The organism is Bradyrhizobium sp. IAR9 (assembly GCF_013408065.1).
Classification (GTDB): domain Bacteria; phylum Pseudomonadota; class Alphaproteobacteria; order Rhizobiales; family Xanthobacteraceae; genus Bradyrhizobium.
Map to the genome: position 1 here is coordinate 711,526 of NZ_JACBZW010000002.1, position 14,948 is coordinate 726,473.

General features: G+C 64.6%; 14 protein-coding genes. 6 read left to right on the forward strand and 8 right to left on the reverse strand.

Annotation, left to right across the window (positions count from 1 at the left end):
• Nucleotides 1-7: 7 nt before the first annotated feature.
• Nucleotides 8-733 carry an acetoacetyl-CoA reductase gene (gene phbB / locus GGD67_RS08925; protein WP_018320526.1) on the reverse strand — a complete coding sequence of 242 codons (726 nt, stop codon included), beginning with the start codon at nt 731-733 and terminating at the stop codon, nt 8-10.
• Nucleotides 734-986: 253 nt separating this feature from the next.
• Nucleotides 987-2,165, reverse strand: a complete 1,179-nt coding sequence (locus GGD67_RS08930) for an acetyl-CoA C-acetyltransferase (protein WP_026202376.1) — start codon at nt 2,163-2,165, stop codon at nt 987-989.
• A gap of 320 nt (nt 2,166-2,485) precedes the next feature.
• Here GGD67_RS08930 and phaR point away from each other — a divergent pair, with 320 nt between their 5' ends.
• Entirely contained in the window at nt 2,486-3,082 is a 597-nt protein-coding gene (phaR, locus tag GGD67_RS08935) for a polyhydroxyalkanoate synthesis repressor PhaR (protein ID WP_018320524.1), read from the forward strand.
• A 188-nt stretch (nt 3,083-3,270) separates the two neighbouring features.
• Nucleotides 3,271-3,888 (forward strand): trans-aconitate 2-methyltransferase, encoded by a 618-nt coding sequence (locus tag GGD67_RS08940; protein ID WP_179732223.1) that lies wholly within the window; start codon nt 3,271-3,273, stop codon nt 3,886-3,888.
• Between the two features lie 127 nt (nt 3,889-4,015).
• Here the strand turns inward: GGD67_RS08940 and GGD67_RS08945 are convergent, their stop codons facing one another.
• Nucleotides 4,016-4,903, reverse strand: coding sequence for a branched-chain amino acid aminotransferase (locus tag GGD67_RS08945; RefSeq protein ID WP_179732225.1), 888 nt, complete (start codon nt 4,901-4,903; stop codon nt 4,016-4,018).
• Between the two features lie 219 nt (nt 4,904-5,122).
• On the opposite strand from GGD67_RS08945, the gene GGD67_RS08950 reads away from it, so the two are divergent.
• Nucleotides 5,123-6,058 carry an alpha/beta hydrolase gene (locus GGD67_RS08950; protein WP_179732226.1) on the forward strand — a complete coding sequence of 312 codons (936 nt, stop codon included), beginning with the start codon at nt 5,123-5,125 and terminating at the stop codon, nt 6,056-6,058.
• A 9-nt stretch (nt 6,059-6,067) separates the two neighbouring features.
• Here GGD67_RS08950 and GGD67_RS08955 read toward each other — a convergent pair whose 3' ends face one another.
• Nucleotides 6,068-6,313: a hypothetical protein gene (locus GGD67_RS08955; protein WP_018320520.1), complete on the reverse strand. Its 246-nt coding sequence runs from the start codon at nt 6,311-6,313 to the stop codon at nt 6,068-6,070.
• 213 nt (nt 6,314-6,526) lie between these two features.
• Here GGD67_RS08955 and GGD67_RS08960 point away from each other — a divergent pair, with 213 nt between their 5' ends.
• On the forward strand, nt 6,527-7,399 hold the full coding sequence (locus GGD67_RS08960) for a hypothetical protein (RefSeq protein WP_179732259.1): 873 nt from the start codon (nt 6,527-6,529) through the stop codon (nt 7,397-7,399).
• A 233-nt stretch (nt 7,400-7,632) separates the two neighbouring features.
• Nucleotides 7,633-9,216, forward strand: a complete 1,584-nt coding sequence (locus tag GGD67_RS08965; RefSeq protein ID WP_312009935.1) for a diguanylate cyclase — start codon at nt 7,633-7,635, stop codon at nt 9,214-9,216.
• 16 nt (nt 9,217-9,232) lie between these two features.
• Here GGD67_RS08965 and GGD67_RS08970 read toward each other — a convergent pair whose 3' ends face one another.
• The 3 genes from GGD67_RS08970 to GGD67_RS08980 all read right to left on the reverse strand — a co-directional run bounded on the left by GGD67_RS08970 (nt 9,233) and on the right by GGD67_RS08980 (nt 11,570).
• A complete protein-coding gene (locus GGD67_RS08970) occupies nt 9,233-9,793 on the reverse strand; it encodes a carboxymuconolactone decarboxylase family protein (protein WP_179732228.1) in 561 nt (186 codons plus the stop codon).
• A 123-nt stretch (nt 9,794-9,916) separates the two neighbouring features.
• A complete protein-coding gene (locus GGD67_RS08975; protein WP_179732230.1) occupies nt 9,917-11,062 on the reverse strand; it encodes a PLP-dependent cysteine synthase family protein in 1,146 nt (381 codons plus the stop codon).
• Between the two features lie 43 nt (nt 11,063-11,105).
• Nucleotides 11,106-11,570, reverse strand: coding sequence for an Lrp/AsnC family transcriptional regulator (locus GGD67_RS08980; RefSeq protein ID WP_179732232.1), 465 nt, complete (start codon nt 11,568-11,570; stop codon nt 11,106-11,108).
• A gap of 158 nt (nt 11,571-11,728) precedes the next feature.
• On the opposite strand from GGD67_RS08980, the gene GGD67_RS08985 reads away from it, so the two are divergent.
• On the forward strand, nt 11,729-12,745 hold the full coding sequence (locus GGD67_RS08985) for a 1-aminocyclopropane-1-carboxylate deaminase (RefSeq protein ID WP_018320514.1): 1,017 nt from the start codon (nt 11,729-11,731) through the stop codon (nt 12,743-12,745).
• A 126-nt stretch (nt 12,746-12,871) separates the two neighbouring features.
• Here GGD67_RS08985 and recQ read toward each other — a convergent pair whose 3' ends face one another.
• The gene (gene recQ, locus GGD67_RS08990; RefSeq protein ID WP_179732234.1) at nt 12,872-14,737 is read right to left on the reverse strand and encodes a DNA helicase RecQ; all 1,866 of its coding nucleotides are present in this window, start codon (nt 14,735-14,737) and stop codon (nt 12,872-12,874) included.
• Between the last annotated feature and the right edge of the window lie 211 nt (nt 14,738-14,948).

Sequence of the window (14,948 nt, forward strand, 5' to 3'; positions counted from 1 at the left end):
CGCCCTATCAGGCCTGATATTGGCCGCCATTGATGGTCATCGTCGAGCCCGTGATGAAACCGGCCTCGTCAGCCGCCAGGAACACCACCGCGCGGGCAATCTCTTCGGGCTCGCCGAGCCGGCTAACCGGGATCTGCGGGATCACGTTCTTCTCCAGGACGTCCTTCGGCACCGCCTGCACCATTTCGGTGTTGATGTAGCCGGGGCAGATCGCATTAACGGTGATGCCGCCCTTGGCATTCTCCAGCGCGAGCGCCTTGGTGAAGCCGATGTCGCCGGCCTTCGCCGCGGAATAATTGACCTGACCGAACTGCCCCTTCTGGCCGTTGATCGACGAGATCGAGATGATGCGGCCGAACTTGCGCGAACGCATGCCCTCGATGACCTGGCGCGTCATGTTGAACAGCGAGCCGAGATTGGTGTTGATGACCGCGTTCCACTGCTCCAGCGTCATCTTGTGGAAGGCGGTGTCGCGGGTGATGCCGGCATTGTTGACGAGCACCTCGATCGGCCCGAGATCGGCCTCGACCTTCTTCACGCCCTCGGCGCAGGCATCGAAACTACTGACGTCCCATTTGTAGACGGCGATGCCGGTATCGGCCTTGAACTTCTCCGCCGCCGTATCGTTGCCGGCATAGCTCGCCGCAACCTTGTATCCCGCCGCCTTCAGTGCCTTGCTGATCGCAGCACCGATGCCCCGCGTACCACCCGTGACCAATGCAACACGTGCCATGTCGTATTCCTTCCCTTGGACTCTTCGGACGTTTCTGAAGCGATTGTTTTTTAACGTTGGATTATGCGGTTGGTTTGACGGACATCAAGAACAAAACGCCCGGCGTTGAGCCGGGCGTTTGTATTTAGTCGAGGCTTGCGCGGTTGCGAAGAATATTTGATTTGCAACCGCTGCCTTTTTAGTCGCGTGCAACGCACTCACTGACGTGTGCAGCGCACGCGCAAACCGCGCGTAAGCTACGCGTCAGCTATCTTCAGTCGCGCGCGATGCACATTGCGATGCCCATGCCGCCGCCGATGCACAGCGTGGCGAGGCCCTTCTTCGAATCGCGCTTCTGCATCTCGTGCAGCAGCGTCACCAGCACGCGTGCGCCGGACGCGCCGACCGGATGGCCGATCGCGATCGCGCCGCCGTTGACGTTGACCTTGGAGGTGTCCCAGCCGAGATCCTTGTTGACGGCGCAGGCTTGCGCCGCGAAGGCCTCGTTGGCCTCGATCAGGTCGAGATCGCCGACATTCCAGCCGGCCTTCTTCAGCGCGGCGCGCGAGGCCGGGATCGGGCCGGAGCCCATGATCTTCGGATCGACGCCGGCCTGCGCCCAGGACACGATCCGCGCGAGCGGCTTCTTGCCTTCCTTGGCGGCCTGCTTGGCGGTCATCAGCACCACGGCGGCGGCGCCGTCATTGATGCCGGATGCCGAGCCCGCGGTGACCGTGCCGTCCTTCTCGAAGGCCGGCTTGAGCTTGGCCATGCCGTCGAGCGTGGCGCCATGACGCGGATATTCGTCGGCGCTGACGACGATGTCGCCCTTGCGGGTCTTGATGGTGACGGGGACGATCTCGTCGTTGAACTTGCCGGCCTTCTGCGCCGCTTCGGCCTTCTGCTGCGAGGCGACCGCGAACTCGTCCTGCTGGGCGCGGGTGATCTGCCACTGCCGTGCGACGTTCTCGGCGGTGTTGCCCATGTGGTAGCCGTTGAAGGCATCCCACAGGCCGTCCTTGATCATGGTGTCGACGAACTCGACGGCACCCATCTTGACGCCGCCACGCAGATACTGGGCGTGCGGGGCCATGCTCATGGATTCCTGGCCACCGGCGACGACGATTTCGGAATCGCCGTTGAGCAGCGCCTGGTAACCGAGCGCGACCGTGCGCAGGCCCGAGCCGCAAAGCTGGTTGACGCCCCAGGCCGGGCTCTCCACCGGAATACCGGCGGCGATCGAGGCCTGGCGGGCCGGGTTCTGGCCCTGGGCGGCGGTCAGGATCTGCCCCATGATGACTTCCGAGACCCGGCCGGGCTCGATGCCACCGCGCTCCAGCGCGGCCTTGATGGCGACGGCGCCGAGATCGTGGGCGGGAAGGGTCGCGAACGCTCCGTTGAAGCTTCCGACCGGGGTGCGGGCGGCGCTGACGATGACGACATCGTCTGACATGGGCATCTCCTGAGGCTTGAGGTTTCTTGAAAGGGGGCAGGCGGGGCTTTGAGAAAACGGCTCGCCAGTCTCGTCAGCCATCCTGTTAACGTCGTTGAGGCATGTCAATCGGCCGGCGACCGAATTCATGCCGCAGCGCATTCAAAATAGCGTTCTTGGCGCTTTCGCAAGCAAGATTTTGCTCTGCGATTAACCGTGCCGCACAAAACGGTAGCGTGAGCCCTTTGAAAATGCTTATTTTGTTGCGTTGCGTACTCTTCCCGCCCTGCGGCATGGCCCGCCGGGTTCCCGTTCTCCGCGTTCCTTGCAAGTGAGAGCCCATGGCGAAATCAGACCAACCCACAACCATCAAGAAATACGCGAACCGCCGGCTCTATAACACCGGGACGAGTACCTACGTCACGCTGGAAGACCTCGCCGCGATGGTCAAGGATGGCGAAGATTTCCTGGTCTATGACGCCAAGACCGGCGACGACATCACCCGCTCCGTGCTCGCCCAGATCATCTTCGAGCAGGAGAACAAGGCCGGCCAGAACCTGCTTCCGACCACCTTCCTGCGCCAGCTGATCCGCTTCTACGGCGACAGCATGCAGATGGTGGTGCCGAAATATCTGGAGCAGTCGATCGCGACCCTGACCCAGGAGCAAGAGAAGTTCCGCAAGCAGATCGCCAACACCCTGTCCGGCACTCCTTTTGCTCCTCTGGAAGAACAAGTCCGCCGCAACATGGAGCTGTTCCAGCAGACCTTCTCGATGTTCAAGCCGTTTGCTCCCAATGCGGGCCGTCCGGCGACCAGCCCGGAGCCGGAGCCCGACGCGAACGCCGAGGCGCCGAAGGACACCAACATCGACGATTTGCGCCAGCAGATGAAGGACATGCAGGAGCGTCTCGAGCGCATGTCGAAGAAGGACGAGTAGGACCTTTCGCGCCGACCAGCGCGTCCGCAGCGACGGACGCGCGATTGGCAATTTCGCGCGCGCCTACCATTTCTTCCTCATCGGCTTTAGCCCAGTCATCCCCGCGCAACGGCGAAGCCGTTGTCGCTGGAGGCCGCCGCTCCGCTCCGGCGCCTCAGGATGACGGCTTGACACGCACGGAGCGCGCCATGTCCGATCGCACCATGCATTGGGACAACGTCTACGCCACCAAGGGCGAGACCGAGGTCAGCTGGTTTCAGGACAGCCCGACGATCTCGCACGACATGATCCGCGCGGCCAATCCGGATCACGACGCGGCGATCATCGATATCGGCGGGGGCGCTTCGCGGCTGGTCGACGCTCTTCTTCAAGACGGATATCGCGATCTCACCGTACTGGACCTCTCCGCCAACGCGCTCGACGCGGTGAAGACGCGAATCGGTCAGGCCTCTTCCGCGGTCGACTGGATCATCGCCGATGCCACGGCTTGGCGGCCGGCCAGGATTTACGATGTGTGGCACGACCGCGCGGCCTTTCACTTCCTGACCGAGCCCCGCGACAGGGCGGCTTATGTCGAGCGGCTGCGATCCGCGATTGCGCCCGGCGGCCAGATCATCATTGCGACCTTTGCGCCCGATGGTCCGGAGAGATGCAGTGGCTTGCCGGTGCAACGCCATGACAGCGCCAGCCTTGCTGCAGAGCTCGGGCCGGAGTTCGAGTTGGTCGAGACGCGCAGCGAGACACATCATACGCCGTGGAATTCGACGCAGGCGTTTCAGTTCAGCCGGTTTACGCGAAGCCTTTAGAAACGGGTGTCATGCCCCGGCTTGACCGGGGCATCCAGTACGCCGCGGCTTATCGAGAAATCACAACTGGCTCTGGAATACTGGATCGCCCGATCAAGTCGGGCGATGACAGCGGAGTCAATGGCAGCTACGCCGCCAGCTTCACCGCATGCGCGAAGTCCCAATAGAGCTTGCGCGCTTTGGTGTAGAACGGGCCAGGCTTCAGCTCGCGCTCGTCGATGCGGATCACCGGAGCGACCTTGGCGAAATTGCCGGTCGAAAAGATCTCGTCGGCAGCCTGGAAGTCGGCATAGCGCAACGTCTTCTCGACCACGGTGACGCCGTCGCCGCGCAGCAGGGTGATGACGCGCTGGCGCGTGATGCCGTTGAGGAAGGTGCCGTTCGGCACCGGCGTATAGACCACGCCGTCCTTGGCCATGAACACGTTGGAATTGCCGAACTCGGCGACGTTGCCGAGCATGTCGAGCATCAGCGCGTTCTGGAAGCCGCGGGACGCAGCTTCCGCGAGCGCGCGCGAATTGTTCGGGTAGAGGCAGGCCGCCTTCGCCTCGACCGGCGCACATTCGGCGGTGGGCCTGCGGAACGGCGACAGGGTGATGGCGTTGCCGACAGGTTTGGGCATCGGCGCCTCGTAGATGCACAGGCACCAATTGGTGGTCTCGGGGTCGAACAGCACGCCGCCGCCCGAGCCGTTCTCCGCCCAATACATCGGACGGACGTAGAGCTCGGCATTGGCCGCAAAGCGCGCAATGCCCTCATTCGCAAGCGTGAGCCAGGTGCCGGTGTCGACCACCGGCTTCAGGCCAAAATTGATCGCGGATTGATTGGCACGGGCGACATGACGGTCGAGATCGGGCGCAACACCCTCGAACGCGCGTGCACCGTCGAACACGATCGAGCCGAGCCAGGCTGCATGCGTGCGCGGGCCCATGATAGGCACATTGCCGTCGTGCCATTTGCCCTCGAAGAAGGTCCAGCTCGGCGAATATTCGATCGGCTTCCTGATCTCGGCCATATCAGGCCTCCCCTTGCATATCCCCGCACTATTGTCCCAATTCCTAAACGATTTGCTGCGGGGATGAGGTGAGTTACCCTCTCCCCTTGTGGGAGAGGGTGGCTCGCCGCGTAGCGGCGAGACGGGTGAGGGGTATCTATCCGCGATCACATCTGCGGAGAAAACCCCTCATCCGGCGCTACGCGCCACCTTCTCCCACAAGGGGAGAAGGGAAGATCCATGTCGCTCGATCCGCTCGCAAAGCGCTTGTTGACCATGATGGCTGCGGCTTCGCCGCGGGCGAGGGGCCGGCCGAGCGTGGAGGCGCGGCGGCAATCGCTGGCCAAGCTGATGCAGTTCGCACGCACCGATGCGCCGGATGTGACGGCGCGCGACGGCATGCTGCCCGGCCGCGCCAGCGAACTGCCCTATCGGCTCTACACGCCTGCAAATGCCAATGAGCGCGCGCCGGGCTTCGTGTTCTTCCATGGCGGCGGCCTCGTCGCCGGCGGCATTGCCACGCATGATCGCATCGCGGCGGCGCTGGCGCATGCCACCGGCTGCCGCCTCGTCTCGGTCGACTACCGGCTCGCGCCGGAGCACAAATTCCCTGCCGCCGTCGATGACGCGATTGCCGCCACCGAATGGGTTGCGCGCGAGGCCACATCGCTCGGCATCGATGCGGACCGTCTGGTGGTGGGCGGCGATTCCGCCGGTGCAACGCTCGCTACGATCGTATGCCAGGAGGCGGCGCAGACCGCCGGCCTCGCCATCGCCGCGCAATGCCTGATCTGCCCGGTGCTGGATTTCGAGGAAACCTCGCCCTCACGCGAGGCCTTTGCCGAGGGCCATCTGATCGACCGCGTCACGATCGAGGCCGATCTTGCCGACTATCTGCCTGACGGCATCGACACCGCCGATCCCCGCGTGTCTCCCTTGCGGGCAACACGGCTGACGGGTCTGCCGACCGCGATCATCCACACGGCCGAGTACGACCCGATGCGCGATGAAGGCAATGCCTATGCCCGCAAGCTGCTCGCCGCGGGCGTCGCTGTCGAGCATGTCTGCCACGACGGCATGGTTCACAATTTCCACGCCATGGGCGCGATCCTGCCGCAGGCGCAGCTGGTGCTGTCGCAGATCGGCGAGCAGGTGCGACGCGCGGTTGCGAGGTAAGAGCGCGGATCAGGCGCGCGCATCGATAACGGCCCTGGCTGCCACAACATAGTCAGGCCAATGGGCGTCCGCATAACGTTCGGCCTGCCGGGCGCAGGTGACGTCGGGCGCATGCGCCGCGGCGATCATGCGCGCGAAGCGCTCTTCGGCAACCGTCGTGTCATCGGGCACTGGCGAAGATGCGGCCGCGACAGCGGTCGGAGCGACGGCGAGCCCCGCCATTCCGGCGAGCAGGATGCGGCGTGACGTGGTCATGGCTGTCGTCCTCCATTGTCCGGCCTCCTCCGGCCGCCGAGCGAGTCGGTGCAATCGCGACAAGGTAACCGCGCCTATCGATGCAGTCCATGGTTTGCGGATAGCGCTTGACCGCGGGAACGATCACGTTCCATCTAGCGCACGATTTCGCCATACAGTCCCCGCGCGCCGGATTGTCACGTGTCCCATCGCAGCCCATCGTATCGCCCGACCTTGCGCGCTGTCGCGATGGGACTGGCCTGCCTGATGGTTTCGGCCAGCGCCGTCTTCGCCGCCGAAGATGAAGAGGACGGGCCGGCGAAGCCAGCGGTCCCGAACCTTTATCTGGATCTGCGCACGACCTATGCGTCGATCCCGGCAGGCACGCTCGGGCTCGGCTTCGGCACCACGTCATTGTCGGCTGCGCTCGAAGCCCTGGCGGTGCGCAGCGGCGCAACGCTGCCGAACGGCCTGCCGGCCACCAAATCGATGGCTGTCGATCTGCCGCTGACCGTCGACGTCAACGACCGCGTCTCGCTTTATGGCGGCGTGTCGGGCTCGACGACCGACATTGGCGGCGGCTGGTCGACGTTCGACATCACGAGCTGGAACATCGGCGTGCAGGCCGACCTCTATCAGCAGAATGGCGGAACGATCCCGACCATCACGCTGCAATCGACCCTGACGCAGTCGGTGCCGAACGATCAGGGCATGACGAATTCATTGAACAACATCCTGGAATTCGACTACGCGCTCGACGAGGACGAGACGCGGGGCTGGCTCGCCGGCATGCAATACACTTACACCACCATCGCCAGCCCGTTCGCCAGCATCCGGCCCAACACGATCCTCTATGCCGGCGGCTATTACCAATGGCCGAGCAATTGGAAGTTCACCGGACGCCTCGGCATGCAATCGTTCGGAGGCGCGCAGCTCGCGGGCCGGACGCTGGCGGAGCCCTTCACGCAACCGTTCCTGCGGCTCGACCTCGATCGCATGGACGACAACGACAACCGCCTGTTCGGCATCACCGCGCAGATCGCCTGGACGCCGAAGCCGTCCTATCAGGTGACGTTGCGAACGCCGCTCTATGCGGTCCGGAACTGACTGGGATCATGGTGGATAGGAGGTAAACCGAATCTCCCGTTTTCCCGACATCGGTACAGCGGTCGCAATAGCCCGGCATTGACGATGAAGGACTTTCGCATTCGCCGCGGGGCCGCCCGCGGTCCTCCCGGGCCATGGGCTACACGTCGGTCCTCTCGTCAGAGTGCCCATCCAGTTACCTCTCGGCAATATGCTTGCGACAGACTGGGCCGGAGTCACGCGGGAGGCTGCGAGTGTCCCATTTGGTCCCGGAACGGACGTTGCTTGCTGGAAAGATCTTCTTCAATTTCGGCCAGTCGTCGATCGATTGCGTCGTGCGCCGGCTGACCGAGGAGGCGGCGACGCTCGAAATGGAGAGCGGCCTCGGCGTGCCCGAGCGCTTCCAGCTCAGGCTCGCGGGGCGAGATGTCCTGACCTGCCGCGTGATCTGGCGATCGGATCGTCAGGCCGGCGTCGCCTTCGAGCAATCGGGCAGCGTCGAGCGCGCCGCCGGCGAGGAGCGCGGGCGCTCGTCCGATGCGCTGATGCGCAGCCAAATGCTGGCGCTGCGCGCCGCACTCGATCATGTGCCGACCGGCATCGTGCTGCTCGACTCCAGCCTCAGGGCGCGCCTGATCAACCGGTCGTTTCGCCAGATGTGGCGCCTGCCTGACGAGGTCGCCGACAGCAATCCATCCATCCTCACGCTGCTCCATCACGGTCGTGACACCGGCGCCTATGAGGTGCCCGACCCCGAGCTTGATGCCCTGGTGGCGGAACGCGTCCGGGTGATCGAGGCCGGCGATCCAACGCCGATCGATCTGCGCCGGACCAATGGCGATGTCGTGCGCGTCCAGGTCACGCCCCTGCCCGATGGCGGACGCATGCTGACCTATACCCCCGTCACCGACATCGTTCGCGCTTCGGACGAACTGAAGCTGCTGCGGGACGCGCTGGAGAATGTTCAGGACGGGGTGCTGCTTCTCGACCCCGACCTGCACGCCACCTTCATGAACCGGCGCATGCGGCGCTTCTGGGAGGTCAGTGAAGCCGAGGCGACGGACCGGCCGGCCTATTCGTCGCTCGTGCGACGCCTGCACCGTGCCAGCGCGCCCAATCTTCCGACCAACGAGCTCGCGAGATTTCCAGCGCGGCGCGTCGCAGAGGTCATGGCCGGCGACCATGTGCGCGATTTGCAGACGCCGGACGGAAGGCGCATCAGGGCCCATTGCACCACGATGTCGAACGGCGGCCGCATGCTGACCTATGTCGACATCACCGACCTGACGGAAAAGGCTGCGATGCTGGAGACGCTCGCGACCACCGACCCGCTCACCGGCCTCTACAACCGCCGCCACTTCCTCGAGAATCTCGATGCGGAATGGAGTCGGTTTCAGCGCTATTATCGCTCGGTCTCGGTGCTGATGCTCGACATCGACCACTTCAAGTCGGTCAACGATCGCTACGGCCATGCTGTAGGCGACGCCGCGATCAGGGCTGTCGCGGCGGCGTGCCTCGACGGCAAGCGCAAGTCGGACATCGTCGGCCGCCTCGGCGGTGAAGAGTTTGCCGTTCTGCTGCCCGAGACCAGCCTGTCGCGCGCGAGGACTGTCGCCGATCGCATCCGCAAACGCGTGATGAGCGCGCAAATCGTCGCCGGCCAGATTCAGTTCGGCCTCACCGTGAGCGTCGGCATCGCCGAGGCCGCGGTCAGCATGTCCGGCATCGACGCGCTGATGGGCGCGGCCGATCACGCGCTCTATCAAGCCAAGGCCGAGGGCCGCAACCGCTGCATCGCCTTCGCGCCCCCGCCGCCCGCAACCAAGGCGGCGGAGTGATCGAAGGACGCAGCTTTTAGTCCGGTACCGGCACGTCGAAGGTGTTGAGCGTGACCGAGACCATGCAATAGACGCCGACGAGATAGGACAGCTCGGCCGCGCCGTGCTCGCCGAACTCCTTCACCGCGGCGCGCCAGGTCAATTCCGGCAGCACGCCACCCCCGACCAGCGCGGACGCCACGTCATATGCGATGGCCTCCTGTCTGGTGAGATCCACCGGCCGCTGGCCGGCGACGATGGTCGCGAGCTTTTCGTCGGACAGGCCGCGCTGCTCGGCGACCAGCACATGGGCATAGAGCTCGTAGCCGGAGCGGAAATGCGAGCCGGTGACGAGGATGGCGACCTCGCGCACCGGTGCCGGCAGCAGCGGGTTCGACGCGATCGCCTTGACCAGCTCCCACACCGGCTTGCCGAAGCGCGGCTCGCGGATCCAGGGATTCCAGGGCCCGAGCAGCGCGCCGTCGTCGCGCATGTTCACAAAACCCTTGAAGTGGTCCTTGATGCCCGCTCGCATGTCGTCATAGAGCGGCTTCTGCTCGTCGGTCAGATCTTTGAGATCGAGAATGGGAAGGCGCACGGGAGATCTCCTCGTTGAGAAGGGGTGAGGCTTGCCCGCAGGTGCGCGCAACGCAAGTGAAGTTGCCGTGACATGGCACGCCAAGCGGGCATTCCGACAAAATTCGACTATGTCGTATCGGCCCTACGCGCTCTGGGGATTTGCGAAATCGTCGACGGCGAGCGTCAGCGGCTCACCTGTCGCGAGGAACGACGACAAACTGGCCTCGAACGGCGCCGGATCGAGGCCGCGCGCCTTCAGCCATTCGGGCTCGTAATAGGTCTGCCGATAGCGCTCGCCGGAATCGCAGATCAGCGTCACGAGCGATCCTGTTACGTTCGCCTGCCGCATCTCCGAAGCGAGCCGGCACAGCGCCAGGAAATTGGTGCCGGTGGACCCGCCCACCGGGCGGCGCAGCCGACGCGACAGCACGTTCATCGCCGCGATCGTGGCCGCATCCGGGATCTTCATCATGCGGTCGACCACACCCGGCACGAAGGAGGGCTCGCAGCGCGGACGGCCGACGCCCTCGATCAGCGACGGGCGATCGCAGACACGGGAGCGGTCCTGCGAGCGGAAGCAATCGAAGAAGGCGGAATGCTCGACATCGGCGACGCACAGCCGCGTCGGATACTGTCGGTAGCGCAGATAGCGTCCGATGGTGGCCGAGGTGCCGCCGGTGCCCGCGCCCATCACGATCCAGTCCGGCAACGGCCGCGGCTCGCCCTGCAATTGCGTGAAGATCGATTCGGCGATGTTGTTGTTGCCGCGCCAGTCCGTTGCACGCTCGGCGAAGGTGAACTGGTCCATGTAGTGGCCGTTCAGGCGCGCGGCGAGCGCGGCGGCCTCCGCATAGAGCGCGCGGCCGTCGTCGATCAGATGGCAATTGCCGCCATAATGCTCGATCGCGGCGATCTTCTCCGCTGAGGTCGTGCGCGGCATCACGGCGTAGAAAGGCACGCCGATCATCTGCGCGAAATAGGCCTCCGAGACCGCCGTCGATCCCGACGACGCCTCGACGACCGGCGTGCCTTCGCGGATGTGGCCATTGCAGAGCGCGTAGAGGAACAGCGAGCGCGCTAGCCGGTGCTTCAAGCTGCCGGTCGGATGGGTGGACTCATCCTTCAGATAGATGTCGATGCCGGATAGCGCCGGCACGATCAGCCGGATCAGATGGGTGTCGGCGGTGCGGCACTGGTCGGCCTCGATCGCGGCCACGGCCTCGTCGACCCAGCCGCGCCGATAGGCCGGCCCGGCCGGATTGTGCGGGCGGAAGGGAAATGTCTGCATCGAGCGAATCTCTCACGACACGCATTGCGCATCAAGGGCGCGCTCAAAACTCCAGCGGCGCGTTGTCGACGACCTCCTTCATCACGAAGAAGGTGCGGGTCTGGCGCACGCCGGGCAGCGCGATCAGCTGCTCGCCATGGATGCGGTTGAAATCCTCCATGTCGCCGACGCGGATCTTGAGGAAATAGTCGAAGTCGCCGGCGACAAGGTGGCAGTCCAGCACGAATTTCAGCCTGGCGATCGCCTGCTCGAAGATGGCAAAGCTCTCCGGCGTCGAGCGGTCGAGCACGACGCCGACCATCACCAGCGTGCCCTTGGCCACCTTCTTCGGCGCGATCATGGCGCGCACGGCGGCGATGAAGCCATCCTCGAACAGCCGCTGGGTGCGGCGGTGGCAGGTGGCAGGGCTGATTGCGACATTTTCGGCCAGCTCAGCATTGCTGAGCCGACCGTTATTCTGCAGCAATCTCAAGATCTTAAGATCGGTGCGGTCGAGCCTGGCAGCCATGAAAGGAGCTTCCATTAACGGACGATATTCTGGAAGAATTCTTAGCACTTGGCCCTCTTTCCGCAAGAAGTCGCGCAATATGGGCGCAATATTCGAGAGCACATTTTTCCGACGCGATGCTAGGGAGCTGCCGACGCCAACGCCAATCGGGATGACCCATGAAGCTGGACAAATTTCCGCGCTATCCTTTGACCTTCGGCCCCACGCCCATCGAGAAGCTGGAGCGGCTGTCAAAACATCTCGGCGGCAATGTCGAGGTCTATGCCAAGCGCGAGGACTGCAATTCCGGCCTCGCCTATGGCGGCAACAAGCTGCGCAAGCTCGAATACATCATCCCCGATGCGATCGCCTCCAACGCCGACACACTGGTCTCGATCGGCGGCGTGCAGTCGAACCACACCCGCATGATCGCCGCCGTCGCCGCCAAGATCGGCATGAAGTGCCGCCTGGTACAGGAAGCCTGGGTGCCGCACGAGGACGCCGTCTATGACCGCGTCGGCAACATCATGCTCTCGCGCATCATGGGCGCCGACGTGCGCCTGGTCGACGACGGTTTCGACATCGGCATCCGCAAGAGCTGGGAACAGGCGATCGAGGAAGTGAAGGCGGCGGGCGGCAAGCCTTACGCGATTCCGGCCGGCGCCTCCGTGCACAAGTTCGGCGGCCTTGGCTATGTCGGCTTCGCCGAAGAGGTGCGCAAGCAGGAGAAGGAGCTCGGCTTCACGTTCGACTACATCGTCGTCTGCACCGTCACCGGATCCACCCATGCCGGCATGCTGGTCGGCTTCGCCGCCGATGGCCGCGCCCGCAAGGTGATCGGCATCGATGCCTCGTTCACGCCGGCGCAGACGAAAGCGCAGGTGCTCGAGATCGCGCAGAACACCGCAAAACTCGTCGAGCTCGGCCAGGAGCTCGTCGCTGACGACGTCGTGCTGATCGAGGACTACGCCTATCCCGCCTACGGCGTGCCGTCGGAAGAGACCAAGGAAGCGATCCGCCTGACCGCGCGTCTCGAAGGCATGATCACCGACCCCGTTTACGAGGGCAAGTCGATGCAGGGCCTGATCGACCTCGCGCAGAAGGGCTATTTCGAGAAGGGCGCGAAGATTCTGTACGCCCATCTCGGCGGCGCGCCGGCGCTGAACGGATACGCTTACGCGTTCAGGAACGGGTGAGTGAGGACATAGCTCTCGCCCGCTATCTTCGTAGCCCGGATGGAGCGCAGCGTAATCCGGGACTCGCGAATGCGGAAAGACTGCCCCGGATTGCGCTACGCTCCATCCGGGCTACGTCATCTATTCCTACCTTGTCCTGACGATCTGCAGCAGCTCGTCGCCGTAATGCTCAAGCTTCTTGTCGCCGATGCCGGGCACGTTGCGGAGCTCGTCGAGTGTCGTCGGCCAGGCCCGGACGATGCCGTCGATGGTGGCATCGTGCAGCACCACATAGGCCGGCACGCCGCGCTCGCGCGCGACCTCCGAGCGCCATGAGCGCAGCCGCGCGCGCAGTTCGGGATCGACATCGCCTTCCGGCGCGCCGGTCGCAGGCGCAAGGTCGCCGCGGCGGGATTTGCCCCGGCTTGCGCGGATGCGCGTGCCGGGCGCTTCCTCGCGCAGCCACACTTCGGTCTCACCGCGCAGCACGCCGCGCGCGGTCTCGGTCAGCTTCAGCGCGCCAAAGGCTTCGCTGTCGCTCTGCAAATGGCCCATCGCCACCAGCTGCCGCAGCACGGTGCGCCACTGCTTTTCGTTGAGCTCGCGCCCGATGCCGAACACGGACAATTTGTCATGGCCGAACTGCGTCACCTTCTCGGTCAGGCGCCCCACCAGCACATCGATCAGGTGCATCGCGCCGAAACGTTGCCCGGTGCGATAGACGCAGGACAACAGCTTCTGCGCCAGCACCTTGCCGTCGCGCATCTTCGGCGGCGTCAGGCAGTTGTCGCAATTGCCGCAGCTCTCGCCCATCACGATCTCGCCGAAATAGGCGAGCAGCCGCCGGCGCCGGCAGTGCGGCGTTTCGGCAAGGCCGACCAGCGCATCAAGCTTGCCGATCGAGACTCGCTTGAATTCGTCGGAGGCGCTGGATTCGTCGATCATGCGGCGCTGCTGCACGATGTCGGAGAGCCCGTAGGCCATCCAGGCCGCCGACGGCTTGCCGTCGCGGCCGGCGCGGCCGGTCTCCTGGTAATAGGCCTCGATGCTCTTGGGCAGGTCGAGATGGGCGACGAAGCGTACATCGGGCTTGTCGATGCCCATGCCGAACGCGACGGTCGCGACGATGACGATGCCGTCCTCATTGAGGAAGCGGTCCTGGTTGCGCGAGCGCACGCTGCTGTCGAGCCCGGCGTGATAGGGCAGCGCGGCAATGCCGGCCTCGTCGAGCGCGGCGGCGACCTCCTCGACACGGTTGCGGGACAGGCAATAGACCACGCCGGCGTCGCCGGCATGGCGCTCCCGGATGAACTCCTTCAGCTGCGACACCGCACTGCGCTTGTCGACGATCTCGTAGCGGATGTTGGGCCGATCGAAGCTGGAGACGAATTGCGGCGAGTCCGCGAGCTGAAGCCGCGCCACGATCTCCTTGCGCGTCAACTCGTCGGCGGTCGCGGTCAGCGCGATGCGCGGCACGTCCGGGAAGCGCTCGGCGATGATGGAGAGGCCGACATATTCGGGACGGAAGTCATGGCCCCATTGCGAGACGCAATGCGCCTCGTCGATCGCGAACAGCGCCACCTTGGCCTGCGCCAGCATCGAGAGGCAGCGCGGCGTCACCAGGCGTTCCGGCGCAACATAGAGCAGATCGAGATCGCCCGCGAGCAGGCGCCGCTCGATGTCGGAGGCTTCCTGGAAGCTCAGCGACGAGTTCAACGCAGCGGCGTTGACGCCGGCCTCGATCAGGCCCGCGACCTGGTCGCGCATCAAGGCGATCAACGGCGACACCACGATGCCGCAGCCTTCGCGCAGCAGGGACGGCAGCTGGTAGCACAGCGACTTGCCGCCGCCGGTCGGCATCAGCACCAGGCAATTGCCGCCGTCGGTGACGTGCCGGATGATCTCGCCCTGCGCGCCACGAAAACCCGGCAGGCCGAATACCGAATGCAGCACCGACAGCGCGTCACGGCCGTTGGCCGGCGCAGGTCGCGGAGCGGTGGAAGGGGCTGACATGAGAGGGCTGGAACCAAGGCCGTGAGATTCGTCACAAGGCCAGTCGCATGGCGGCGCGGGCGTGGCAAGCCCATCTTCTCCCTCTCCCCGCTCGCGGCAGGGGAATCGCATATGGATTTTGTCTAGCTATTGCATTGGAAGGCAAGACGGATTCTGAAGACGACTCCCGGAAGACGGAGGGGGTCGGATGCAGAAGTTCAGAAAGGCCTTT

Coding starts and splice junctions, on each gene's coding strand:
- phbB (WP_018320526.1), bottom strand. CDS start 733: ATGGCACGTGTTGCATTGGTCACGGGTGGTACGCGGGGCATCGGTGCT.
- GGD67_RS08930 (WP_026202376.1), bottom strand. CDS start 2,165: ATGTCAGACGATGTCGTCATCGTCAGCGCCGCCCGCACCCCGGTCGGA.
- phaR (WP_018320524.1), top strand. CDS start 2,486: ATGGCGAAATCAGACCAACCCACAACCATCAAGAAATACGCGAACCGC.
- GGD67_RS08940 (WP_179732223.1), top strand. CDS start 3,271: ATGTCCGATCGCACCATGCATTGGGACAACGTCTACGCCACCAAGGGC.
- GGD67_RS08945 (WP_179732225.1), bottom strand. CDS start 4,903: ATGGCCGAGATCAGGAAGCCGATCGAATATTCGCCGAGCTGGACCTTC.
- GGD67_RS08950 (WP_179732226.1), top strand. CDS start 5,123: ATGTCGCTCGATCCGCTCGCAAAGCGCTTGTTGACCATGATGGCTGCG.
- GGD67_RS08955 (WP_018320520.1), bottom strand. CDS start 6,313: ATGACCACGTCACGCCGCATCCTGCTCGCCGGAATGGCGGGGCTCGCC.
- GGD67_RS08975 (WP_179732230.1), bottom strand. CDS start 11,062: ATGCAGACATTTCCCTTCCGCCCGCACAATCCGGCCGGGCCGGCCTAT.
- GGD67_RS08980 (WP_179732232.1), bottom strand. CDS start 11,570: ATGGCTGCCAGGCTCGACCGCACCGATCTTAAGATCTTGAGATTGCTG.
- GGD67_RS08985 (WP_018320514.1), top strand. CDS start 11,729: ATGAAGCTGGACAAATTTCCGCGCTATCCTTTGACCTTCGGCCCCACG.
- recQ (WP_179732234.1), bottom strand. CDS start 14,737: ATGTCAGCCCCTTCCACCGCTCCGCGACCTGCGCCGGCCAACGGCCGT.